The organism is Pectobacterium sp. CHL-2024, from assembly GCF_044751765.1.
Classification (GTDB): domain Bacteria; phylum Pseudomonadota; class Gammaproteobacteria; order Enterobacterales; family Enterobacteriaceae; genus Pectobacterium; species Pectobacterium brasiliense.
The window spans coordinates 268,982-291,596 of record NZ_JBIXKO010000004.1; the positions used below are offsets into that span (position 1 = coordinate 268,982).

At 48.5% G+C, this 22,615-nt stretch carries 22 protein-coding genes and 1 pseudogene; 7 read left to right on the forward strand and 16 right to left on the reverse strand.

Annotated elements, in window-relative coordinates; genetic code table 11:
* Positions 1 to 251: 251 nt before the first annotated feature.
* Positions 252 to 1,832 (forward strand): SAVED domain-containing protein, encoded by a 1,581-nt coding sequence (locus tag ACIPUG_RS09730; protein ID WP_400338266.1) that lies wholly within the window; start codon positions 252 to 254, stop codon positions 1,830 to 1,832.
* A 34-nt stretch (positions 1,833 to 1,866) separates the two neighbouring features.
* Here the strand turns inward: ACIPUG_RS09730 and ACIPUG_RS09735 are convergent.
* Positions 1,867 to 2,091: pseudogene (locus ACIPUG_RS09735) on the reverse strand (DUF3577 domain-containing protein); the annotation flags it as partial.
* A gap of 529 nt (positions 2,092 to 2,620) precedes the next feature.
* Complete coding sequence (locus ACIPUG_RS09740) at positions 2,621 to 2,863, reverse strand: helix-turn-helix transcriptional regulator (RefSeq protein ID WP_200877705.1); 243 nt, start codon at positions 2,861 to 2,863, stop codon at positions 2,621 to 2,623.
* A 120-nt stretch (positions 2,864 to 2,983) separates the two neighbouring features.
* Here ACIPUG_RS09740 and ACIPUG_RS09745 point away from each other — a divergent pair, with 120 nt between their 5' ends.
* The 4 genes from ACIPUG_RS09745 (at position 2,984) to ACIPUG_RS09760 (ending at position 6,239) form a co-directional block, all read left to right on the forward strand.
* Positions 2,984 to 3,244, forward strand: coding sequence for a helix-turn-helix domain-containing protein (locus tag ACIPUG_RS09745; RefSeq protein ID WP_400338268.1), 261 nt, complete (start codon positions 2,984 to 2,986; stop codon positions 3,242 to 3,244).
* 104 nt (positions 3,245 to 3,348) lie between these two features.
* Entirely contained in the window at positions 3,349 to 3,615 is a 267-nt protein-coding gene (locus ACIPUG_RS09750) for a helix-turn-helix domain-containing protein (protein ID WP_400338270.1), read from the forward strand.
* 324 nt (positions 3,616 to 3,939) lie between these two features.
* A complete protein-coding gene (locus ACIPUG_RS09755; RefSeq protein ID WP_400338272.1) occupies positions 3,940 to 5,811 on the forward strand; it encodes a DEAD/DEAH box helicase in 1,872 nt (623 codons plus the stop codon).
* The gene (locus ACIPUG_RS09760) at positions 5,805 to 6,239 is read left to right on the forward strand and encodes a hypothetical protein (RefSeq protein ID WP_400338274.1); all 435 of its coding nucleotides are present in this window, start codon (positions 5,805 to 5,807) and stop codon (positions 6,237 to 6,239) included. Before ACIPUG_RS09755 ends, ACIPUG_RS09760 begins: the two co-directional genes overlap by 7 nt.
* 116 nt (positions 6,240 to 6,355) lie before the next feature.
* On the opposite strand, the gene ACIPUG_RS09765 is transcribed toward ACIPUG_RS09760, so the two are convergent.
* Together ACIPUG_RS09765 and ACIPUG_RS09770 are read right to left on the reverse strand one after the other, a co-directional pair.
* Positions 6,356 to 7,498, reverse strand: coding sequence for a Fic family protein (locus ACIPUG_RS09765; protein WP_400338275.1), 1,143 nt, complete (start codon positions 7,496 to 7,498; stop codon positions 6,356 to 6,358).
* 437 nt (positions 7,499 to 7,935) lie between these two features.
* Positions 7,936 to 8,838, reverse strand: coding sequence for a LysR family transcriptional regulator (locus tag ACIPUG_RS09770; RefSeq protein ID WP_039313377.1), 903 nt, complete (start codon positions 8,836 to 8,838; stop codon positions 7,936 to 7,938).
* Between the two features lie 128 nt (positions 8,839 to 8,966).
* On the opposite strand from ACIPUG_RS09770, the gene ACIPUG_RS09775 reads away from it, so the two are divergent.
* Positions 8,967 to 9,230, forward strand: coding sequence for a DUF2798 domain-containing protein (locus ACIPUG_RS09775; RefSeq protein WP_012773200.1), 264 nt, complete (start codon positions 8,967 to 8,969; stop codon positions 9,228 to 9,230).
* An 80-nt stretch (positions 9,231 to 9,310) separates the two neighbouring features.
* Here the strand turns inward: ACIPUG_RS09775 and phnP are convergent, their stop codons facing one another.
* The 12 genes from phnP to aepX all read right to left on the reverse strand — a co-directional run bounded on the left by phnP (position 9,311) and on the right by aepX (position 19,627).
* Positions 9,311 to 10,063, reverse strand: coding sequence for a phosphonate metabolism protein PhnP (gene phnP / locus ACIPUG_RS09780; protein WP_400338291.1), 753 nt, complete (start codon positions 10,061 to 10,063; stop codon positions 9,311 to 9,313).
* A 59-nt stretch (positions 10,064 to 10,122) separates the two neighbouring features.
* Positions 10,123 to 10,692, reverse strand: coding sequence for a ribose 1,5-bisphosphokinase (gene phnN / locus ACIPUG_RS09785; RefSeq protein WP_400338276.1), 570 nt, complete (start codon positions 10,690 to 10,692; stop codon positions 10,123 to 10,125).
* Positions 10,693 to 10,694: 2 nt separating this feature from the next.
* The gene (gene phnM / locus ACIPUG_RS09790; RefSeq protein ID WP_104210402.1) at positions 10,695 to 11,831 is read right to left on the reverse strand and encodes an alpha-D-ribose 1-methylphosphonate 5-triphosphate diphosphatase; all 1,137 of its coding nucleotides are present in this window, start codon (positions 11,829 to 11,831) and stop codon (positions 10,695 to 10,697) included.
* Entirely contained in the window at positions 11,821 to 12,567 is a 747-nt protein-coding gene (gene phnL, locus ACIPUG_RS09795; protein ID WP_400338278.1) for a phosphonate C-P lyase system protein PhnL, read from the reverse strand. Before phnL ends, phnM begins: the two co-directional genes overlap by 11 nt.
* A 21-nt stretch (positions 12,568 to 12,588) precedes the next feature.
* On the reverse strand, positions 12,589 to 13,377 hold the full coding sequence (phnK, locus tag ACIPUG_RS09800) for a phosphonate C-P lyase system protein PhnK (protein ID WP_400338280.1): 789 nt from the start codon (positions 13,375 to 13,377) through the stop codon (positions 12,589 to 12,591).
* On the reverse strand, positions 13,374 to 14,171 hold the full coding sequence (locus ACIPUG_RS09805) for an alpha-D-ribose 1-methylphosphonate 5-phosphate C-P-lyase PhnJ (RefSeq protein WP_240345666.1): 798 nt from the start codon (positions 14,169 to 14,171) through the stop codon (positions 13,374 to 13,376). The genes phnK and ACIPUG_RS09805 overlap by 4 nt, the downstream gene beginning before the upstream one ends.
* 107 nt (positions 14,172 to 14,278) lie before the next feature.
* Positions 14,279 to 15,382 (reverse strand): carbon-phosphorus lyase complex subunit PhnI, encoded by a 1,104-nt coding sequence (locus ACIPUG_RS09810; protein WP_039515059.1) that lies wholly within the window; start codon positions 15,380 to 15,382, stop codon positions 14,279 to 14,281.
* A complete protein-coding gene (phnH, locus tag ACIPUG_RS09815; RefSeq protein WP_039515057.1) occupies positions 15,382 to 15,963 on the reverse strand; it encodes a phosphonate C-P lyase system protein PhnH in 582 nt (193 codons plus the stop codon). The genes ACIPUG_RS09810 and phnH overlap by 1 nt, the downstream gene beginning before the upstream one ends.
* Positions 15,964 to 15,969: 6 nt before the next feature.
* Complete coding sequence (gene phnG, locus ACIPUG_RS09820) at positions 15,970 to 16,413, reverse strand: phosphonate C-P lyase system protein PhnG (RefSeq protein WP_014914043.1); 444 nt, start codon at positions 16,411 to 16,413, stop codon at positions 15,970 to 15,972.
* Positions 16,414 to 17,307 carry an NAD(P)-dependent oxidoreductase gene (locus ACIPUG_RS09825; protein ID WP_205560281.1) on the reverse strand — a complete coding sequence of 298 codons (894 nt, stop codon included), beginning with the start codon at positions 17,305 to 17,307 and terminating at the stop codon, positions 16,414 to 16,416.
* 52 nt (positions 17,308 to 17,359) lie between these two features.
* On the reverse strand, positions 17,360 to 18,514 hold the full coding sequence (aepY, locus tag ACIPUG_RS09830; RefSeq protein ID WP_400338282.1) for a phosphonopyruvate decarboxylase: 1,155 nt from the start codon (positions 18,512 to 18,514) through the stop codon (positions 17,360 to 17,362).
* Positions 18,515 to 18,694: 180 nt separating this feature from the next.
* Positions 18,695 to 19,627 (reverse strand): phosphoenolpyruvate mutase, encoded by a 933-nt coding sequence (gene aepX / locus ACIPUG_RS09835; RefSeq protein ID WP_400338283.1) that lies wholly within the window; start codon positions 19,625 to 19,627, stop codon positions 18,695 to 18,697.
* Positions 19,628 to 20,329: 702 nt separating this feature from the next.
* Here aepX and ACIPUG_RS09840 point away from each other — a divergent pair.
* Complete coding sequence (locus ACIPUG_RS09840) at positions 20,330 to 22,411, forward strand: DUF4034 domain-containing protein (protein ID WP_400338285.1); 2,082 nt, start codon at positions 20,330 to 20,332, stop codon at positions 22,409 to 22,411.
* The last annotated feature ends 204 nt before the right edge of the window (positions 22,412 to 22,615 follow it).

Genomic DNA, 22,615 nt, shown 5'->3' on the forward strand with positions numbered 1-22,615 from the left:
ATTTCATTTAATTGAGACAAGCTAATGGGTGAAGGTAACAAAACTTAATAAAAAGTCAATCTATCAAATAGAAATCAAAACAAAAAAACATCAAGTGATTGTTTTTATTGAACTTTATATCAATAAGATTGTAATGTTGATTTTTTTTTAAGGTGTGACATGATGTTTTATAAGCTAACTTCTATCCAAAACTCCACCAAAAGCAAAGAATAATTATTTGAGTTAAGTCGACATTTATGGGATGAATTTAAATGAATGAAAACGAGTTACTTAATCAAACTAATTACCCTCCTCTAGAAGATGATTTTTCAATTAACGAATTATTATCTTTTATAGAAAGTAAAATAGTATGGGATTGTGTTGACGTAATCAGTGATGAAGGATCTTCAAATATAATTATTACTACAAGTGATAATGGGATTGTAAAGTCTTGCTTTAGATTAAACTTACCACCCAGAGAATTTGAAGAAGTTATTAAAAAAATTTCATGTAATAAGAAATTAATTCTTTCATACCTTCAGGGTGTAAAATTATCATCGCAAGATTTATCAACTCTCGAATCTATCCAAGGTATATATATTCGTACTAGAGGTCAGTCACGTGAAGTAGATCTTCCAACACTGACTGAGTTCCTTTTAGCAGTAGAAACAGGATCTAGGGATAAAGGCAGAGGGAAAGATTTTACAGCTGAAACTAAACGAATTGTGAACATGGCTAGTCATAGTCGCTGCATGTTTATTGGATGTGGCGAGTATTTAAATATAGATGAGTTGACAGGGCAGGAAGGAAATTACTCGTACCTAGCTCACAATGTTGCTTCTTCTGAGAATGGTGAACGTGGTATTCCTGTGCTATCAAATTTGCTTTCAAACGAACCGAGTAACATCCTTTTGTTATGCGACAAGCATCACCGATTAATAGATCGTGTTGCTGCTTGTGATTACACTGCTGAAATACTTTCGAACATGAGAAATAATTTCATTCGCGATGCTGATGAATTACTTGATGGTCTTAGGTATCAGCCAATACCTGTATACTCGATTTTATGGCCTATAAACACCAATGTTGCATCCCCACCGAACAAAAAAGAAATTTCAGCATCTCTTTCTATACTTAATTTGAAGATGAGCGGGGCAATCAATAGCATCTACGATAGTAATGATTCTACTCGGGAAGCGCCAGAATCTCATAAATACATTATGCCATCTAGCATTAAAACGGCTGCAGATAAAATTATTCAGCAAACAAGAGATTCAGGGCACCGAGCTGCATTGTTTGCTTTTGGTCCAACACCTGCATTAGTCGCATTGGGAGCACTTCTCGGAAACAAAAGTCAATACACGCCTATGTTGAGATACCGAGAGGGTGCTTGCTGGAAGTGGCCTTCTTCCACTGCAACTGGAATGTTTTATGATAGAGACGGATTTGAAGAATTAGAATTAAGTGAAGAGGTTATAATATGCATAGCTTTTACTGCATTCCCAGAAGCAATGATGGCGAAAGCTAATAACTTGAGTGAGACACTTGGTGCAAAAATAGTTACGTACAAACCCAAAAATGATGCATTCGATAACGGTGCAATACCGCATCCCACTGATGGAGTGTTGTTCTCCTCAAAACTTCATTACGACTTCCACACATTAAAGTCACGCTATGGTGTTAAAAAAATGCATATTTTAATTTGTGCATCTAATGCTGCATCTGTATTTATAGGTCAAGCATTCGATTTGCATCATCCAGAAATGGTAGTTTACGATTTTAAAGAAGGGAGTATGCAACCAATATTGTCATTGATAAATGACTCATCTCGAACGAATATAAGTTATTATTGATTTTAAGTAAATGTCCCGATTAGGGGCATTTATTCTAAAATGATTTATAAACATAACTGCGTTTTTCTTTTTTATTTGACGGTGGTGAATTCTCGGATTTTTCCGGTCTTATAAACCATCTGCTGACCAATCTTGATCCAATCACCTTAATCAATCTGGCTTTCAGACTAAGTCACTGTTCTCCCGCATGATCACGTTTGCTGAGTGTGAAAATATCAGACGTCAGGTTGCTAAGAGTAAACTCAAGTTGCACTTTCTGGCTCGTGTAAGTATCCCGATAAACCGAACCATTCATTGTTTGAGATCTTCTAGCATATTGTTTATGCATCCCTAAAGAGATCGCTATGCGCAAGGAACGATTTATAAATGATTTGTAAAATCTCGGATAAGGAACAAATCGAGCCCCTTATGCATGCTGCCACATCTTCTACTCTGCCAGCTCCAAATGGGTCAACCCATGGGTCTTGACAACAGCCACGGTTAAAATTTATGCTACATTTCAACTTAATAGAAAGCTGAATGATCCCGAGTCCGGGCACCACTAATTCTTAACCCTCGCCTTTGGCGGGGGTTTTTCGTTTATGGCGTGTGGACTCTTTATCGAACACCGTTCGATTATTCGTCGCAAGCGACTCACCCTTTCAGGGCCAGCGCGACAAGCACGCTGTTCAACGCCTCCGGCGTTTGTCCGAGTCCGGGCACCACTAATTTAAAGAAACCAGCCTAACGGCTGGTTTTTTGCTTTTGGGGATTGGGTTCTGAACTAGGTTCGGTTCTTTGCGAGAGCGCTATCCCGCCTCTCCTTCCCCATGATTCGAGTTCATATCTTGATAGCGTGACGGCCAGATCTCCTCCGGCTGCTTTCCCAATGCACAAGCAATTAATCTCTCACCTTTCGGCCAATGTCTTGTCAACGCGTTAGCAAGTGTTGAAGACGCGAGTCCAGATGCCCTTGAAACCGCCGCCAGCGTTGTGCCTTTCTTCCTCAAGCCAGCAATAATGTCTGCCGGATGCCAATCCTTATCAATCATCTCCATGATCCTTATTCTATGGCTTCACATTAAACACGCTTTGTTCAGTAACTCTAAACAAACAAAATGTTAAGTAATGCTAAACACTAAGTCAATGTATGATCATTGATGGTGTCATGAATGCTTCCTGCTCGTCTCAAAACAGCGCGACTACGTGCTCACCTAACTCAGGAAAAATTAGGAGTTCTTGCAGGCATTGAGGAAGAAACTGCGCGTTCTCGCGTGTCTCAGTATGAAGGAGGAATACATCGTCCGACGTTTGAAATGATGTGCGCATTTGCAAAGGTGCTTGATGTGCCGGAATGCTACTTTTACACCGTTAACGATGATTTTGCTGAGATGGTTCTGGGGCTTTACCTTAAACATCAGAATCATTCTTAACGAATGCAAATAAATCCCCCTCATTTATTGTTCAGGAAGTCTAAGCAATCTACATGTAAAGTAGTGCTAAACATGCTATCAATGTTCTTATTGATGGTGTCGTCATGTTGCCCATTCGCCTTAAAACGGCTCGCTTACAAGCAAATCTCACTCAAGAAAAGCTAGGCGTACTGGCTGGCATTGAAGAAGCCACTGCACGATCACGTATATCACAATATGAAAGCGGTATACATCGCCCAACATTTGAGATGATGTGCGCGTTTGCTAAGGTGCTTAATGTGCCAGAATGTTATTTTTATACGGTTGATGATGATTTTGCTGAAATAATTTTAAAATTGCATAACGGCGAAATAGTTCAATTGAGAAAATAAATCAATCCATATAATATCTTTTGAAATTATTGTTTTAACTATCGCTGAAAATAGCAACCCTGCGGTGGTGAAACTGGGTAGAATTGGCCTTTCTGGACACAGATATGTTTTGCGACTCCCCGCCCAGCTCGCCATAAACACAATGAATGTATATATTTTTATAAGGATGTTCTGTAAAGTAAATTTTGTGCTTTAAATAGATGATTTTAGAGGTTTTGCGATAACTGAGTTATTTTTTAGATAGTCACAATATGCAGTACAACTGAACCTATTACCACTTGAAATTTATGAATAAAAACAGAGTAAATGCGGAGAGGTGAAAACATGGATTATTTTTTAAACACCCCAGTTAATATTGTAGGTAATAATAAACTTCGCTCTCCTCAAATTGAGGCATATATTAAAATTGTAGATTATTTTTCTTCGAATGATAATGGCGAAGCTTTAGTTGTACTACCAACAGGAACAGGTAAAAGCGGACTGGTATCGATAGCTCCATTTGGTATTTGTAAGGGCCGTGTTTTAATAGTCACTCCGGGTTTAGTTACTAAGCAAAGTATTGTAAAAACCCAAGAAATGTTAAGTGATAATTTTTGGGTTAATTTTGATGTGATATTTAATCCCAGCGATCTTCCATCCCTTTGCGAATATGAAAGTGATATAACAGTTGAGAATTTATATAGCAGCAATATTGTTATATCTAATATCCACAAACTAACCTCATCAAGAAAAACTAGTTTAATAAACAGTGTTCCGCCAGACTTCTTCGATATGGTGATTATAGATGAAGCTCACCATGCACCAGCACAAAGCTGGAAAGAGTTGTTAGCATATTTCTCAAAGGCAAAAAAATTACACGTTACCGGAACTCCATTCCGTGGTGATAACCAAAAATTACCCGGAGAGCTAATTCACGAAACGCCACTATCTGAAGTTATGCGTGATAGATATGTAAAATGGCTCAGAAAAGAAACTGTAAATGCCAGTCAGTTATATTTTACAATGCCACATGCTCCCGGTGAAAAATTTACACGCGAACAGATCCTAGCTCTAAAAGATAAAGAGTGGATAGAGAAAAGTGTAGCATTATCAAAAGACTGTTCAATTGAAGTGATAAATCACAGTATTAGTAAATTAGCAGAGTTAAATGATGCTTCAAAAAAAATACCTCATAAGATTTTGGCTGTTGGTTGCAGCATATCTCATGCTGAAGATATAAAAAAATGGTATGAAGAAAAAGGGCTTAAGTGCATAATTGTTCATAGCAATATGGAGTATAAAGAAGTTGAAAAAGCATTTAAGGATATTGATAATCATTTATGCCAAGTTGTAATCTCTGTGAATATGCTTATGGAAGGCTACGATCATAGATACCTAACAATTCTAGCCTTGTTTAGACCATACAGAAGTATAAATGCTTTCGCACAAATAGTTGGACGTGTTTTGCGTGCTATTCCCGAAGAGGAAATAGAAGCCTTTGAAGTAGATAATAACGCTCTCATTATTTATCATCAAGATATTGGCCTTGATGCTATGTGGTCATCTTTCCAAAAAGAAGTTGATCGGGGAACTCAGCAACGAATTAAAGACTATAATTTTTCCGATTACGAGTATGAAGGAAAAGACAGATCTTTAGCAGGCGTATTCATTGATAACAGCTTTATAAGTGATCAAGATTCTTATCTAAAAGATATTGACTTTAATGAACTTTTTGAACAAAAAAGGGCCGAAATTGAAGCCCGAGCAAACCAAAAAATTGATAAGTTAAGAGATAATGTTACTGATGGCGAACTCGATGAAGACGACCTTGCATTAATTAAAGCGCAAATGATCGCAAAAGAAACTCGCAAAGTTTCAAATGACGATATTGATCCTAATCTCATATCTAAGAGACCAGAGCTATATCGTAAAAGAATGCGTGAAACATTAACAAAGCGCTCTCGTGATGAAGCTACAAATATTTTAAGTGACTTAAAATTAGATCCAAAGGGAACCGAGTTGACAAAAATTCTGTCAAGGCACATAAGAACCTTAAGGACAGATACAACCAACGATGGTACACTTGTAATCTATATAAATGCCAAATTGCATAACCGATTTGGCCCTGTAAATGAAAGGGATAATGATGCTTTAACGATGTCTGTTAATTATCTCCCTACTATATTCAAAGAGTTAAGGAGCATGTTGTCATGCTAAGCACCAAAAGTGTGAACCAGCTCATAGACAAAATAGTTTCTGTACACCTTTCAAAAGGTGTGCAGCCTCATGAACTTGCAGAAGCTGCATTTAGCCCAAACTACGACGAAATTGTCATTAAGAAAACTCGAAGTGGTCTAAAGGTCTCTGTCTCCTTCTTCGAGGATGAAGATGGACGAAGAACTAACCATACGATGTTGTATACTTATAATTCAAAAAAAATATTGCAGCGCGTAGAACAAAAAGTTAATAACGGTAATTTCAAAATTCAATGGGATAGAACTGAAAATTTATCTCACCTTATTAATGAGCTTTCATTTAAATTATCTCGTGATTATACGCTTGATTTTATTAATGCACTGATGTCTACCCTTCCGGTTGAACTCAGAAAAAAATGCCTTGACAAATCAGTTAGTTCCACTAGATAAATTTTATAAAACCGGCTAACAAGCCGGTTTTATACCTTCCAAATTCCTTTTTTAAGTAGCTAACCAATATATCAGTCAGCACCTACACAGAAATATCAGCCAACGATCTGCTGGCCTCACAAATCAGGAATAAACCCTTCTTCACGCAGAACCTTAATCACCCCACGAATCAGATATGAGTTAGAAAACTTCGCCGTATAGGAACGAGCTCCCTCTTCTACTGGCTGAAGCAGTCCCCGGTCAATCAACTTACCGAGCTGATAAGTCACCTGCGCTGGTTTCAGTTCAGGTAAAGCTGTACGGAGATCACCCGCTTTTATGGTCCCTAACTCGACAGCACGTTTTAGGACTTTGGATTCCAACGAGTTTATTAGCCCTCTTTCAGATGAAAAATCGATCGCCGGATACAGTATTTTCGTACTCAAAAAAGCATGATTTGTCAGTTGATCGACTTTCTTCAACTCAGATGAAATTCCCGAGAGTACATATAAACACCATTCTTCTAAGCCCTGCTCAGTTCCTTTATCCGCTAACGACAGCATGGCGTAATAACGCTCGCGATCGTTACAAAATACTGCTGTCGGATTAAGAACCCGGCCACCTGCCTGCACATTAAAACCATACTTGATCAATAACGCATAGGTCAGCAGTCTGACCGTTCTGCCATTACCGTTGCCAAATGGATGTACCCAACCAAAACGGTGATGCACCAGTGCAATTTTCATCAGATCATATTTTGGTTTGTCAGCACGGTTAATAAAGGCAGTCAGTTCTGACATATAGTCAGGAACGTGGATATGATCCGGCGGTAAATGGTCAGACTGAGCGATGCTGACGTTATGTTGTCGATAGGCACCGGGCGTTCTGTCACCTTCCTGTTGCAATCCGACAACCGCCAAGCTATGCAGCTCGCGGATAAAATACTCCGTTATCTCATCACCATTATTTAGATGCTCGTCGATGAATTCCATCGCAGCTTCAATATTGTTGATTTCTTTGAGCTGATCCGTTGAACTCTGTGTTCCTTCAACTTTGCTTTCAACATAGTCAGCAAGCGTCGTGTGGTTTCCTTCAATCCTCGCAGAGCCCAGACTCTCCAGCATGTGGAATACGGCCTTCAACTGCGCGAAAAGGATGGGATGAACGTCAGTTTCCAGACGCAGATGCCGAAGGATCTCCAGTTCCGTCAGCGCGTCGGCCAAAGGGGAGTCAAAACTGGGGTTCAGAAGCGAGAGTTCAAAGTGATTAAATTGAGCCATGATATGTAGTTATCTCAAATCGAGCATGAGAACATCTCAAAATAATAGCAAAAATATCAATATAATCCATATATTATAAATAACATCATTTTTTATTATCTCAAAAACCACGAATCTGACATATCAAGTCTACGTTTAAAAGATATTCAACACAGAGAGGTATCGGCTGTTGCCTGCATAGGAGATGAAACCACGTTTTTAGCGCCGTTAACCGCTAAAACACCGATTCATCGTGACAACCATCAAAAAAACAAAGCGATTCTTTGTGGGGCCTTCGTAGGGGCACTGTTTGGTCGTTTTACAACAAAACTAATAAAAAAAACAGCACGTTAATCGTCGATATAATCCCGAATCCAGCACTACTAATTCAAAGAAACCAGCCTAGCATTGAGCCTTCATTTAACTGCATTCACGCAGAAAATCACTGCGACATCGCCTTAAATCTCAGCTTCTAAAAACGCAATAAAGGCTCTTACCTTTGAATTCAGTGCCGAACGTTCATTGACACAGGCATAAATATTCATCGGTAAAGACTCTACGTGGTTACCGTTACTGCGGTCTGAGCAGAACAAAGGCGTGAGTTGACCACTGTCTATCAACGGCTGGGCAACAAAGCTTGCCAGACGGGTAACACCGCCTCCGTTTGCTGCTATTTTTGCAATGATATCAATATCATCACTGATAAATTTGGGGTTGAGCTTCACGTTAACAGGCTGTCCATTGACCATAAATGTCCAGGGAAGAAAACGCCCATCTGTGGGATAGCGGAAAACCAGACAGGCGTGCTGGCTAAGTTCTTCGGGAGTCTGAGGGGTACCCGCGCGATCCAGATAAGCCTGGGCCGCGCAGAAGATAAATGGCAGCGATGCGATTTTTCTGGCAATCAGTTGATCGTTCAGCTGTGCCTCGATACGGATGCTGACGTCAACGCCTTCCAACCGATGGTTGACGTTGCGATCGGTACTAATCAGTTCGATATCAATATCGGGGAAAGATTCTTTGAAAGCAGGCATCAGTGGAGCGATAACGTACCGACCAAACGCGGCAGTCGTCGCGATGCAAAGCGGACCTTGCAGTTTGGTTTCACTCGCAGCAGCCTGCGAGGCGAGCTCGATGTCATGTGGAATATGACGTACTTTCTCGAAATAACGTTTACCGTTTTCGGTTAATGTCATGCTACGAGTGGTGCGCGATATCAGGCGCACGCCCAAATGTGTCTCAAGCCGGGAAAGGCTCTGGCTTACCGCCGCCGGGCTCATACCTTTAGCTCGTGCCGCCGCAGCAATGCTGCCGTTCTCCACCACACGGATAAAATTGCTAATCAGCCCTAACACATCCATATTATCCCCGATGCTTGATTCGTTACTTTTATTTAATAATGATTAAAGCATAACGGCTCTACTGCCGTCTTGGTTAGCTTGATAGGTTAGCAGCCGTTTCACTCACCGTTGTTAACCAGGATAACTTGATGACTAATGCTGTTGCTAAAAATACCCCGCGATTCCGCTTACCGAAGCACACTTTACCCTACGTATTTGCTCTTTATATGGCGACCATCATGGCATTTCTGATGTGTCTGGTCATCATTCTGGCCGAATTTGGAATGGGGCCACATTACATGGAAAATGTGATGAATGCCTATCAGGTTGCCATGCCAGCCGCTTTTGTTTGCATACTGATTGTCCGTCCTATTGTTACCCGATTGGTAGGATTAACGGTTCACGGTCACTGAGTCATCAATACACAATTTCTTTCTCCCACATTAAGGCTTGCGAGTCCGCTCACAAGCCTCGCCCGACGATCCCACCAACCCTACAACCCCAACACCAGCCCGTCATACGCCGCATGAACATTCTCAGGCAACAGCGTTTGCGTTTGGAGCCAGCGATCCAGTTCGTGGCCGATGTGGGTCAGGTACAGTTGTTTGGGGTTTAGCTGAGTGAAGATTTCCAGCGCACGGATGATGTCATTGTGGTTGCGCGGTGGCGTCGTTTGGGGAGGATGGCTGCAGTCGACAACCGCATAGTCCAGCGTGTGGGCGGAGAGAAACTGAACGGTTTCGGGCGGTAGTCCGATGGTGTCGGTCAGGTAGGCCAGCGTATGCGTCGGTGTCTGGATGAGGTAACCGTAGGTTAATTTGGAATGGATTAGGGGAACTGGCGTGATCCTGATGTCGTCCAGTTCGAAGGGCTGGAAAGGTGTCAGAGGCGGCTGAAAATGCAGAATCCCAGGGTGCTTAAAGAGATCGTCGCAGCCCGCTTCATCCGGTGGCCCAAAGACCGGAATGGGATCGCCATAGCCCCAGCGTAGGGGAAATAATCCCTGAACGTGATCCATATGATAGTGGGTCAGCAAAATATGCCGAGTCTGATAGGGAAGCAGATATGGCGCTAGCTCGGGTAATCCGGCATCAATCAGGATGATCCGATCTTGTATTGTGATTGCCGCACAGCAGGCACGACGCCGTTTTTTTTCATCGCGTTGCGCCTGCCGGCAAATCTCACATTCGCAGCCAAAGGCGGGAACCTGCTGCGCGCCGCCGGTTCCCAGAAAGTGAAAAACGATCCCGTCACTATTTGCTGCCATCGGTTTTCTCCTGCTCTCCGGTGCGTTTGCCACTCGGCCTATCGTTCGCTGCGCGTCTCACAAGCGCAGTCGAACGGCAGCAGCGACCGAAAGGTGGATAAGGTGCGTTGCAGATCGCCGTCGTTATTCAATAAAACACAGTCGTTTGCTAAGCGGCGTTGCTCTTCTTCGGCACGCTGCAAACGCGTGGCAATTTGCTGTTCACTTTCCCGTCCTCTGGCGCGTAGCCGCTCTCGCAGTGCCGATGTCGAGACAGTCAAACATATCGGAAACAGCGTGTTGCCATAGCGTTCACGCGCCTGAGTCAGGTAAGCCCGCGAGCCATTCACGATGACGTCATTCCCCCGCTGTAGCCAGTCATCAATCTCTATCCCGATACCATAATGGCACTGATGCGCCTGCCAATGGAGCGCGAAAAGGCCAAGCTGCTGACGGTTCGCAAACTCCTCGGGAGTCAGTGCAATGTGATTCTCTCCCTGAATTTCAGCGGGGCGGGTAATGTACCGGTGCGCCACCAGCAGGCGCGGTAGCGACAACTGGCGAATCGCCCGCAGCAGGCTGTCTTTGCCTGCACCGGAAGCGCCAATGAGGTAGATGAGTTTCGGCATGATCAGAATACCCGCACGCCCTGACGCCACACGCGCATCAGCTTCATCTGCGGCGCGTGCCGTTTGACGAGCAGCAGGTCGGCTCGTCGCCCTTCTTCAATACAGCCGCGATCGTCAAATTGCAGCGCCTGAGCGGGGTTGTGGCTGACCAGCGCCATCGCTCGCGGCAAGTCGTAATCATTGCGCGCATCTTCTGCGATCATGAACGCCGCCTCCAGCAGGCTGGCCGGATAATAGTCCGAAGAGAGGATGTGAAGCACGCCCAGCGTCGCCAGATGATGTGCCGACACATTGCCCGAATGCGATCCGCCGCAGATGACATTCGGCGCTCCCATGAGCACATTCATGCCAACGCCGTTTGCCTGCTGCGCCGCGATCTCGGTAGTGGGGAATTCGGCAATGGCGACGCGATGCTGATGGGCTTCGCTGATATGTTCCGGCGTCGCATCGTCATGGCTGGCCAGCGTGATGCCTTTGTCGTGACAAAGACGGACAATGGCCTCGCGGTTCGGCTGCGACCAGCGGCGTGAACCAGCTAGTTGCTCCTCCTCAAACGCGGCCATTTGTTCATCATTGAGGTGATACTTGCCTTTGTAATACTGATGATATTTCTCCTGAGAGGAAAATTGCCGCTGTCCCGGAGAGTGATCCATCAATGACGCGAGCGCGACCAGCGGAATATCCGCCAGTTGCTCAAAGAGGGGAAACGTATCCTGATGCGGCAGTTCGCAGCGCAGGTGCAAATGATGATCCGCCCGATTGGTGCCGTGCTGCTGGCTGTGCAATACCGCATCCGTCATGCGCCGCAGGTTCTCAAGCCGATGCCCGCCATCGCGCACGTCCCCCACCGCGACGGCATCCAGCACGGTGGTGATCCCGCTGGAGATAATCAACGCATCGTGATTGCGCATCGCCGCTTCAGCAGGCCAGTTAACGCCGGGGCGCGGCGTAAAACACTTATCGAGATTATCCGTATGTAGCTCGACAAGTCCCGGCAGGAGCCAGGCCTGTTCGCCATCCAGCGCACCGGGATGACGGCTGGGCCTGTCGCTGATGTGGTGGATCACGCCGTTGCGCACTTCCAGTGAGCCATGAATAATTTCCCGTGAGAGCACCATATTGACGTTATTAATGATCATTTGCGGTCTCCTGAGCGTTGGAAGCTATCGGCAGCGTGTTCATCGACATGGCGTTCACTGACATCGTATACAGGCGATCGGCAACCTCCTGACGCACTTCGTCATCGTGAAAGATACCGACGATGGCACACCCTTTGTCTTTCGCATTGTTAATGAGCTGTGTGACAGCCAGTCGGTTTTTGGCATCCAGCGACGCTGTCGGTTCGTCTAACAGCAAAATCGGGTAATCACCAATAAACCCACGAGCAATATTGATGCGCTGCTGTTCACCGCCGGAAAAGGTAGCCGGCGCGAGCGCCCAGAGCCGTTCAGGGACGTTCAGATGCGTCAGCAGTTCACCGGCGCGAATCTCGCTTTCCTGACGAGACATACCGCGCTCCAGCAAGGGCTGGATGACCACGTTCAGCGTGCTAATGCGTGGGATGACGCGCAGAAACTGGCTGACCCAGCCTACGGTTTCGCGGCGGATTTCCAGCACATGGCGCGCGTCCGCGTTGACGATATCGACCCAGCGTTCGCGATGGCGTACCCAAATGTGCCCGCCATCAGGCTGATAGTTGCCGTACAGGGAACGCAGCAGCGTGGATTTGCCACTGCCTGAATGCCCGTGCAGCGCCACACATTCACCGCCTTTCACGGACAGGCTGATGTCATGGAAAACCGGCAATCGTGTGCCCTGCTGGTTATATAACACGAACGTTTTATCAACGTTCTCGATGCGTAATTGCGTATCCATCAAGCGTCCTTTTGTCTGGATTTACAGAATGGAAGAAACGAGCAGTTGGGTGTAAGGATGGCTCGGATCGTCCAGCACCCTGTCCGTCAATCCCTGCTCGACAACTCGCCCACGCTGCATCACCAGCAGACGGTGCGACAGCAAGCGGGCGACGCCGAGATCGTGCGTCACGATGACGACGGAAAGCTGCATCTCCACCACCAGCGTTCTGAGCAGATCGAGCAGTCGCGCCTGTACCGATACATCTAACCCGCCGGTGGGTTCATCCATAAAGATCAGCCGCGGTGCCGTCACCAGATTGCGTGCGATCTGGAGGCGTTGCTGCATCCCGCCGGAAAATGTGGTCGGCAGATCGTCCAGACGGTTTTCGGGCAACTCGACGTTTTCCATCCACTGTGCGGCTTTGCTGCGGATATCGCCATAATGCCGATTACCGATAGCCATGAGCCGCTCGCCGATATTGCCACCCGCAGACACCGTGGGGCGTAATCCCGCCAGCGGATGCTGCCAGACAATCCCCCACTCGGTGCGCACCAGCGCGCGCCGCTGCCGTTCGCTGATGTCATAGATCGAGAGCGCCTGCTGCCCGGCGTTGCGATAGATCACCTCACCTTCCTGCGGGACCAACCGTGCAGAGATCGCGTTCAGCAGCGTGGTCTTTCCTGAACCCGACTCGCCGACAATCCCTAAAACCTCCCCCGGCCACAGCTGAAACGACACGTCGCGGAAGCCTTTTTCCGGCGCATACAGGTGCGTGAGGTGTCGCACATCGAGCAGCGGGCTGTCGGATGCGTGATGCGCTGTCGTCATGACGGCTCTCCTCCCTGGTTTTGGCGCTGCTGGCAATAGTCGGTGTCGGAACAGACGAACATGCGCGTGCCGTCATCGTCCATCACCACTTCATCAAGGAAGCTGTCGCGTGCGCCACACAGTTCACACGGCTTGTCCCACTGTTGGATTGTGAAAGGGTGGTCGTCGAAATCGAGGCTTTCTACCGAGGTATAGGGCGGAACGGCATAGACCCGCTTCTCACGCCCGGCACCAAAAAGTTGCAGCGCGGGCATCATGTCCATCTTCGGGTTATCGAATTTCGGGATGGGTGACGGATCCATCACGTAGCGATGATTCACCTTCACCGGATAGGCGTAGGTCGTGGCGATGTGTCCAAAACGCGCGATGTCCTCATAGAGCTTCACCTGCATCACGCCGTATTCTTCCAGCGCATGCATTTTGCACGTCTCGGTTTCGCGCGGTTCAATAAAGCGCAGCGGCTCAGGGATCGGCACCTGAAAGATTAGGATCTGATCCTCTTTAAGCGGCGTTTCAGGAATGCGGTGCCGCGTTTGGATCAGCGTCGCTTCATGGGTTTTTTCCGTGGTTGATACCTGTGCCACCTTGCGGAAAAAGGCACGGATCGATACCGCATTAGTCGTATCGTCAGATCCCTGATCGATCACTTTAAGCGTATCGTCTGGCCCGATGATGCTGGCGGTGATTTGAATACCGCCGGTGCCCCAGCCGTAGGGCATAGGCATTTCCCGGCTGCCGAACGGCACCTGATGCCCAGGGATGGCGATCGCTTTCAGGATCGCACGTCGTATCATGCCCTTCGTGCTTTCATCCAGATAGGCATAGTTGTATTCCGTATCTGAACCGTGACATTCCGTTTCTGGCTGGCTGTCTTTCTGGCGGGAGATCGTTGTCTGGCCCATCACGCGTTACTCCTTGGCACAGACGCGAGGTATTCCTCACGTAGTCGTTTTAATAGCTCCAGCTCTGACTGGAAATCGACGTAATGCGGCAGCTTCAGATGCGAGACAAATCCTGCCGCCTCCACATTGTCAGCATGAGAAAGAACGAACTCCTCATCCTGAGCCGGGCCGCGAATTTCCTCTTGGTAATCTGCGGCCTGGAGGGCGCGATCGGCTAACGCCACCGTGATGGCTTTACGTTCCGAGCGGCCGAATGCCAGCCCGTAGCCACGGGTAAAATGCGGCGCGTCGTTGGCGGGTTTCACAAAGCCGTTCACGGTTTCACATTCGGTCAGCAAGATCTCACCAATATCGATGGCAAAGCCGACCTCTTCGGCGACGATGCTCACAGTGATATAGCCCGTGCGGATCTCGCCGACAAACGGATGGTTGCGGCCATAGCCGCGCTGGGTGGAATACCCGAGCGAGAGAAGAAACCCTTCGTCGCCGCGAAACAGTTGCTGGAGACGCGATGCCCGCGTGCCGGGGTAACTCGGTGGATCCATCGTGATATCTGGCGGATCGCGATCGTCACTGTTGTCTCGTTCAGGCGCGAAGCCCTGCTGAGAAAGGAACTGAAACGCATGAGGAATGTGTTCACGCATCGCGTCATCCTCATCAACGGCGTCAGGCTGCGGCGCGACAGGATCCTCACCGTCGGCCAGCAGAGAGAAATCCAGCAGACGATGGGTATAGTCATAGGTCGGGCCGAGTAGCTGCCCGCCCGGTAAATCTTTGAAAATGGCCGACACACGGCGTTCAAGGCGCATATCCGGCGTATTAAGCGGCTGACTAATTCCCCAGCGTGGCAGCGTGGAACGGTAGGCTCGTAAGAGAAAGATACTTTCCACCAGATCGCCACTGGCCTGTTTAATGGCTAGCGCGGCGAGTTGGCGGTCGTAAATATTGCCTTCGGTCATGACGCGATCGACGGCTAAATTAAGCTGCTGTTCTATTTGTGAACAGTCTAATTCTGGCACATCCGTGCACCCGCGGCGGCGGCAGGCTTGTAGCTGGTGGGCGGCCTCAATGGCCTTTTCCCCACCTTTGACGGCAACGTACATTAGCATTCCTCCACGTGGGTACTTCTGGGGATCGCAAAGAGCTTTTTCCCAGACGTAAAGAGAAAATCCAGTCCTGTCGGGAAAGCATGGGGGCGGTTGCACAGGTAGTCCCTGACGCTACCGGGCAGACGGGGGGAGATAATGCGATGTGTCTTGATACCCGGCCCGGTCAGTTTTAGGCAAGGCCCGTCATGCATCCCTTCCACTTCGACAATAACGGTGGTGGATTTTTCGGGTTCGGCTTCGCTGCCGCAGGAGAGCGCCATCAGGTCATAAGAAAAACGGTTTCCACTCAGCAGCACAAAGTCAGCCTCGTCGAGCCTCGTGGCGATCGGCACGTTCGTATGCAGGCAGAGCGTGCGCAGCAGCAGCGGATTACCGATCTTGGGATCGATAAACAGCGGCGTGGTGTGGCTGGTCAGCGTAAGCAGCGTGGCTGCCGTGGCGGACGACATCGATTCCAGACCGGAGACATTCGGAACCGTGACCAGAGAACCCGGCTCGCTCATGGCTTTCACGATTTTGCGAAAGCAGAGCTGTGTGCCAAATACGGGGTGGGCGAAGCCCGTCATCGTTGTCATGACAAATCATTCCCCCCTGACCAAAGTAAAGAAATTCACCCGGCTGGCCGCGACGTCGTGCTGTTGCTGCTCACGACGCGCACGCTGTTGGTCAGCTAACGGCGTGATGATGCGCTCCCAGATTTCATGGAAAGAGGAGCGGGTTTGCAGGAGTGCATCGATCCAGGCGCACAGCTCGGCATGCGGCTTGTTTCTGCCCGCGATATAGCTGTAGCCGCACGTTCCATCTTCCAGTTGCACCGCCGCGCGAGTCACCGTCATGTCACCCACAATAAAGCGCGGGCCATCGACCTCCATTCTCCCTTGCAGCTGGATCAAACCGATCTGCGTCGGGCGTAAGAGCTGGTAGTCTGTTGGAAAATGCAGCGTGTCCCAGTGCGCTTCCAGCGCAGCAGGATCGCTGTGAGCGAGAATCGACATCCAGCGTTGTCGCTGTGTTAGCTCTGACATCTAGTCCCTCCCCGCTGGCAAAGTACGTGAGAGATAAGAAAAGCAGGCAGTTTGATCCTGAGGCTCGGCCGAGAGATCCGCCGTATTTTGATAGCACTGGCGCGCCGTATCGAAGAATTCGCTTTGAATCGTCGAGCGCTGGAAAAGCGTCTGTGCCAGATCGAGATCTTTCAGGCGAATGGATAACGGAACAGACACTGCTTCACGCGGGTTCAGATAGCGATCCAGCATCACTTCCATATAGGTCGAGCGTCCGCGCCCCAGCGTCAGCGCGTTTGCCAGCACCTCCGGGGCGATGTCGTGGGCTTCCGCCAGCAATAGCGCTTCCGCCGCCACCAGCAGATGCACCGCCTCACAATAGTTATTAATCACCTTCATGGTCTGTGCGCTGTGATTACTCGCCATCAGCACATAGCGATCCGACAGGCTGGTGATGACGTCGTTAACCGCGCTGGCAACGTCATCCGCACAAGGCCCGACCCAGGCGGCAAGTTTGCCCTGCCGTGCGCCTTCCGGCCCGCCCGACACCGGACATTCCACATAATGCGCGCCGTGTCGGTGAAAAAAGGCCTCCATCCAGCGGCTCTCTTCCGGCCCTATCGTGCTGATATTGAGTAATACAGGACGATAGCGGGTCAGCTTCTGTATAACCTCCTCCGACTGAAAAACGTCACGTATCGCCTCCGCATCCTTCAGGCAGATGAGCACAATTTGTTTTTCCTGCGTGAACAGCTGGTGCAGTTCGGGGATGGCTTGAGCACCTTCGGCAGCCACCTCGTTCGCTTTGCGGTGAGTCCGGTTGAACACGCGAAGCGAAAAATGCCGCTGTAATAGTCTGAGCGAGATCGCTTTTCCTAATACACCAACGCCAACTAAAGAAACAGAATGAGTCATATCGGCAATCCTTGTCGCTAAGGGGTGGGCAATACTCAGGTATTGCCGCTCATCAAGAGAGTTGAGGAGGTGTATTAAGAAACTGCATAAAGGCATCGCGATTTTGCGCGGGAGAGGTCGCAGGCCGCCCCAGATCGCTGCGATGACCCACGCGGCATTGCACCTCAATGAATTGACTACATTGCGCCTGCAACGCCTGTTGCAGCGCAGCCTGTAAGGCCTCTTCTGTCTCAGCGTAGTACGTAGCGCCATAGCCGCTGGCGGCAGCAATCGGTGCCAGCGGCAAGCGGGACGCCGCCGTGGGCTGTCCTCCCACGGAGTCATGGGCACCGTTGTTGATAACGATATGTATCAGGTTGCTGGCCTGAGCGGTGTTCGTCAGTCCGCCCATGTGCATCAGCAACGCCCCATCGCCATCCAGACACACGACTTTCCTCTGCGGCTGCGCATCACACAGGCCCAGTGCGATCTGGCTGGCAAGGCCCATGCCACCGACGGTCAGAAAATCTCGCTGATGCCCTTCCCCGCGCTGTTCACGCAGCTCATAGAGTTCACGGGACAACATGCCCGTGGTGCTGACGATAGGGAGATGAGACGGCAGCACGTTCAGGCAGGCTGCGACGATGGCTTCTCGCCGCATCAGCGCCGATTCAGCCGTTGGGTTGGCGGATGCCGCTGGCGAGGAAAAGGTATTTTTTCTCACCACCAGCGCTACAGGACGGTGTTCATCATGCGCACGCTGGAGCAACGCCTGAATGTCATCCCACGGCGGCGTGTTATAGCTATCCAGCACGATATGCGGGATATCAAGCACATTGAGCTGAGGCAACGTGACTCGCCCCTGCATGACATGCTGCGGCTCATCGTGCAGTTGCTTACCGCTCTCATCGACTTCACCACGCCAGCCAATAATGAGTAACAGCGGAATGCCATAAACATCCGGCGTAGCCAGAGAGCAGAGGGGATTGATCGCATTGCCCAACCCCGAGTTTTGCATATAAACCACGGGCAGCGTTCGCGTCGACAGATAATGCCCCATCGCCATGCCCACCGCGCAACCTTCATTACTCGCGATACGGTGAGCAAGCCCCCCGTTATTATTTCCAATCGCCAGACAAAATGCTTTTAATAATGAATCTGGGACGCCACTGAAAAAATGCACGCCACGTTGAACCAGAAATTCGATAAGCTTATTCGGGTCAATCACAATAAACCTCCCCTGCGCATCACGCTGTATTTAATAGCGATGATAACGCCTTGGCTTTTTCATTATGTGGCACGGATAATTAGGGGCAATATAATGGCGTTGCTTCAATAACAGCAATAAGCCTACAGCGCTAAATAATAGCGTTATAAAATAATTATACTGACACCCTAATAGAGGGCGTTATCGCGTGCCGGGTATCAGATCCAGAATGTCTTTTATCGACATGCATTTATCCTCAACTTCCAGCGTTCGACCATGCTTGAGGATTTCTGGCAGAATGGATTTCATGGCAGGATATGCCGCACGTAACATATGGTTGGCGTAAATAACGATATTGAACCCGCCATCAATCAGCTGATCGAAAGTAATATCGTTAAAACTGGTTGGAACACAAACCAACGGTAAATGTGGGTAATATTCGCGGAATTGTCTGGCGAACGTTAATATCTCAGAGGGGTTCTTATGCCGACTGTGAATCATAATGCCATCGGCACCGGCGTCAGCATAATGCAGGGCGCGGTTTATCGCATCCTCCATACCGACATCCAGAATCAGGCTCTCAATACGCGCGATCACCATAAATTCGGGCGTCAGCTGTGCTTTTTTGGCCGTGGTAATCTTTTCGCAAAAATCCTCTATAGAAGCCTGCGTTTGCTTTACATCGTTGCCAAATAAAGAGTTCTTCTTCAGACCCGTTTTATCTTCGATAATCATGGCGGAAATACCCAGATTTTCGGCAGCCCGAATGCGGTGGGCCAAATGCTCCGTTTGTCCGCCGGTATCGCCATCAAAAATTAACGGACGAGTGGTGACATCAAATATTTCCGTAATGGCATGGAAACGATGGCTGATATCAACCAGCTCGGTATCGGGTTTTCCTCGCAAGGTCGAATCCGTGAGTGAACTCGACCAAAATGCATCAAATTGATAATGAATATCGCCATCTTCATAAGCGGCTTGTTCTATTAATAAAGCAGAAAGCGGACTGTGAGCCTCCATCACACGAATGCCTCTTTGCTGCTGTAATAATTCACGGAGCGCGCTGCGGCGTGAACCTGGTGTGCACCCCTTATAGGAATCCGTTGGGGTATGATTCGATAAAATGATAGACATGGTTATCTCCTATGTACCATAGAGTTGGGGGTATACTTTCCCTAGTAAACCAAGCGTAACAATCACAAAACCACGCAACGTTATATTTATTTCAATTAAATATACCAACAGGGTGATTCTATTCTTTGGAAACAACACTTCAATAGGGGTAAAAATTTTTTGTTTATTTTTTAATTTCACCTACCTTATTGAAATGGAATCGATTTGAACGAGAATAAAATTAATAAAACAGGACATTGCTTAACACACATGACTTTATTCATACTAAAAAACTAGAAATTTAGTTTTTTTTGGTTATTTAATTCGATACACAGCGGCTACATCATGGGGAGAGAGAAAGGAAGTCGAACTCTTATGCATGCTCATCGCTGAGCCTATCACTCGCAGGTAAACCATTAGGATGAGAAATCGACAATATTTTCAGGTTATCATGAACTTATGACAATCTGATTTCTGTTTCACGATTGCGGTGTGACATGATATCAAAGCCTGCCTCTTACCCCCTTCCCCATTTACACCGTTTTAAACGATTATTTACATTTAGGTAAATAACACTGTCTGAATACCGGTTTGTTGGTATAACTGTAATCATTATCAAGTAGATACAACACTGTAATCCCCCGAAATCTTGCCTGCACATGCCGCTGATCACGCGCGATGTTGTCGGCATGATGACTCAACAACAGGCTAAGAATTTACGCTATGACATCAATTTCTGACTCACTCACCGCATTGGTTAAGCGTCGTGCGCAGCTGCGCGACATGTTCGCGACACATCAATTCGATGCGCTTGATACCCTGCTGGAACAAGAACATCAGGTTTGGCTGGACGGCCCTAATCTGCCTTATACCTATCTCTGGCACGTAAATTCGCTCTTTGACCCAGCAGTACCTGATGCCGATATCCTGTCACATTTACAGTCCTGGGTTGCCGCCCACCCTGAGAGCTATCACGCGCATCATCTCACCGGGCAATATTGGGAGAACGCCGCCGCGCGGATTCGTACTTCAAACGGCGGGCAATATGTCGAAGACGATCGCTGGATGGGTGCTGAGCTGGCACGCGATCTGGGCGTCGCGGCTTACCTGCGCGCCAGTGCGCTACATCAGCGACCTGCTCTGACCTTTTCACGTCTATTTCGTCTGACCTGCTATTTAGGCGAACCACTGTGGCTGGGTGTCCTACTACAAGGCAGTGAGCCGCTGACCTACGCACAGCGTCAGGCGCAGATTGAGCCCGAGCTTTGGGAGGCGGGTCTACAGCACCTGCGTAATGAAGGCGCACCAGCGCTTGTTGAGCTTCCTGTCGCGTTGCCCGCTCCTCTGCCAGCCAGAGAAGAACACGAATGGGAAGAGCCCATGCACTACTGGCTGCGCGTCACATTAGCCACTCGCCCCCAAGATTTAGCCATTCGTAAAGAGTGCGTTTACTTCTTGTATCCACGCTGGGGCGGTAGCCATGAGGCAATGGCGCAATTTATTGATGGGCCATTGTGTGAAGCACTGACAGAGCCGGAACGTAACAGCCTGCGCGTGACGCAGTGTTGGGACTACCTTGGCTATGATGTGTTCTTGCCCGATGCTCAGGACACAGAAAACGTGGCGTACTGCCGAAAAACCTTCGACTGGCTACTGACGCTTGAACTTGATGTGGATGTTCGGGCTAAGGTACTACGCAAATATGCCAGCTTCCTCAGCACGTATGCGCGAACTGAAGAAGATGGCGAGATCCACTGGAATAAGGTCGATATGCAACAGGCCTATGACCTGATGGTTGAAGCCTGGCAGGTTGATCTTCCTGAATCACACCCTGATGAGGGCATGCTCGACACCTTAATCAGCTGTGTGAACTTTGCCGGTATCGAAGATAGCTTTAATTTAATGCCAAAATTTCTGGAACGCTGTCAGGCGTGGGCGGATTCAGCGTATGAGACCGCTATCGCCGCGCTCGCCAGTAAATTTGGCTTCTACGGTATCGCAAAAGGCCAGTTTGATAGCGATGCGCTGCTTGCACGTTGCCGCTTCATGCAATCAGAGACGAACTTCGGTCAGGCGGCCGCTAACTTGTTCGAATCCGTTTCCGAAGAGGCAGGGGTCTTTCTTTTACACGAAGCCGCGAGCTGGGGGGAAGTCTCCTCAATGGCATCACTCGGTGACCTCTACTCCGGCTATCTATCACGTATGCACGGCCGCGACCCTTCACCTTATGAAGATCACGAAAAATCACGCTATTGGAAGGAAGTGTCGGCGGAGAAAGGCCATGTCGTTAGCATGTACAACGTTGCCTATAATCTGATCAATGAAAATGACACGCTGACACCGGAACAGTACCAGCGTGCCAGCACACTGCTATTCAGCGTACTGCGTAGCCCTAATCTGGGCAGAACCGTGTGGCAACGTTCGGCAAGAGAGCTCAGTACTCTCTGGTTGTTTAGCAACCTCCCAGAAGATCAGACGCGCTGTGTGGATGTCGTCCTGCCCGAATTATGGGACGACGAAGATGATGATAACCGCGACTATGCGGCAGGTTACTACGCGTATGCTTTCCGTAACGGGGCAGGCGTCGCCCAGAATAGCTACCTGGCCAAAGTGTGGATCGACCGTGCGCTGGAAATCAGCCCCGATAGCCAGTACAACCACGATCGTGCGAACGAAATCTATCAACGCAGCGGCATGCTGGGCGGCGTTCGCGCCAAAATGGGCTTCAACCGCGACAAAGCAAAAATGGATGCGCGTGGACGTGCAATTACGTTTGGCGATGACGCCCGTCAGGAGCACCAGTAGGCTTTCCCCATCGTGCTGTCTCTTAGTCACATTTTATGTGAACGCGGAGACAGTTTCGTGCGCCACAATACCGTCATTTTCATGCTACCTCGTAGCACGCGCCCGACACAGGGCGGCTTGTATCTTTCTCACGTAGTGATTAGCTATCACTACATGAAACAGAGTGAGCTTCCGCAGGGCGCTAAGGCTATCAACCTTGCGATT

Excerpts from the sequence above, each read along its gene's own strand:
- ACIPUG_RS09730 (WP_400338266.1), top strand. The coding sequence starts at position 252 with ATGAATGAAAACGAGTTACTTAATCAAACTAATTACCCTCCTCTAGAA.
- ACIPUG_RS09740 (WP_200877705.1), bottom strand. The coding sequence starts at position 2,863 with ATGATTGATAAGGATTGGCATCCGGCAGACATTATTGCTGGCTTGAGG.
- ACIPUG_RS09745 (WP_400338268.1), top strand. The coding sequence starts at position 2,984 with ATGCTTCCTGCTCGTCTCAAAACAGCGCGACTACGTGCTCACCTAACT.
- ACIPUG_RS09750 (WP_400338270.1), top strand. The coding sequence starts at position 3,349 with ATGTTGCCCATTCGCCTTAAAACGGCTCGCTTACAAGCAAATCTCACT.
- ACIPUG_RS09755 (WP_400338272.1), top strand. The coding sequence starts at position 3,940 with ATGGATTATTTTTTAAACACCCCAGTTAATATTGTAGGTAATAATAAA.
- ACIPUG_RS09760 (WP_400338274.1), top strand. The coding sequence starts at position 5,805 with ATGCTAAGCACCAAAAGTGTGAACCAGCTCATAGACAAAATAGTTTCT.
- ACIPUG_RS09765 (WP_400338275.1), bottom strand. The coding sequence starts at position 7,498 with ATGGCTCAATTTAATCACTTTGAACTCTCGCTTCTGAACCCCAGTTTT.
- ACIPUG_RS09770 (WP_039313377.1), bottom strand. The coding sequence starts at position 8,838 with ATGGATGTGTTAGGGCTGATTAGCAATTTTATCCGTGTGGTGGAGAAC.
- ACIPUG_RS09775 (WP_012773200.1), top strand. The coding sequence starts at position 8,967 with ATGACTAATGCTGTTGCTAAAAATACCCCGCGATTCCGCTTACCGAAG.
- phnN (WP_400338276.1), bottom strand. The coding sequence starts at position 10,692 with ATGCCGAAACTCATCTACCTCATTGGCGCTTCCGGTGCAGGCAAAGAC.
- phnM (WP_104210402.1), bottom strand. The coding sequence starts at position 11,831 with ATGATCATTAATAACGTCAATATGGTGCTCTCACGGGAAATTATTCAT.
- phnL (WP_400338278.1), bottom strand. The coding sequence starts at position 12,567 with ATGGATACGCAATTACGCATCGAGAACGTTGATAAAACGTTCGTGTTA.
- phnK (WP_400338280.1), bottom strand. The coding sequence starts at position 13,377 with ATGACGACAGCGCATCACGCATCCGACAGCCCGCTGCTCGATGTGCGA.
- ACIPUG_RS09805 (WP_240345666.1), bottom strand. The coding sequence starts at position 14,171 with ATGATACGACGTGCGATCCTGAAAGCGATCGCCATCCCTGGGCATCAG.
- ACIPUG_RS09810 (WP_039515059.1), bottom strand. The coding sequence starts at position 15,382 with ATGTACGTTGCCGTCAAAGGTGGGGAAAAGGCCATTGAGGCCGCCCAC.
- phnH (WP_039515057.1), bottom strand. The coding sequence starts at position 15,963 with ATGACAACGATGACGGGCTTCGCCCACCCCGTATTTGGCACACAGCTC.
- phnG (WP_014914043.1), bottom strand. The coding sequence starts at position 16,413 with ATGTCAGAGCTAACACAGCGACAACGCTGGATGTCGATTCTCGCTCAC.
- ACIPUG_RS09825 (WP_205560281.1), bottom strand. The coding sequence starts at position 17,307 with ATGACTCATTCTGTTTCTTTAGTTGGCGTTGGTGTATTAGGAAAAGCG.
- aepX (WP_400338283.1), bottom strand. The coding sequence starts at position 19,627 with ATGTCTATCATTTTATCGAATCATACCCCAACGGATTCCTATAAGGGG.
- ACIPUG_RS09840 (WP_400338285.1), top strand. The coding sequence starts at position 20,330 with ATGACATCAATTTCTGACTCACTCACCGCATTGGTTAAGCGTCGTGCG.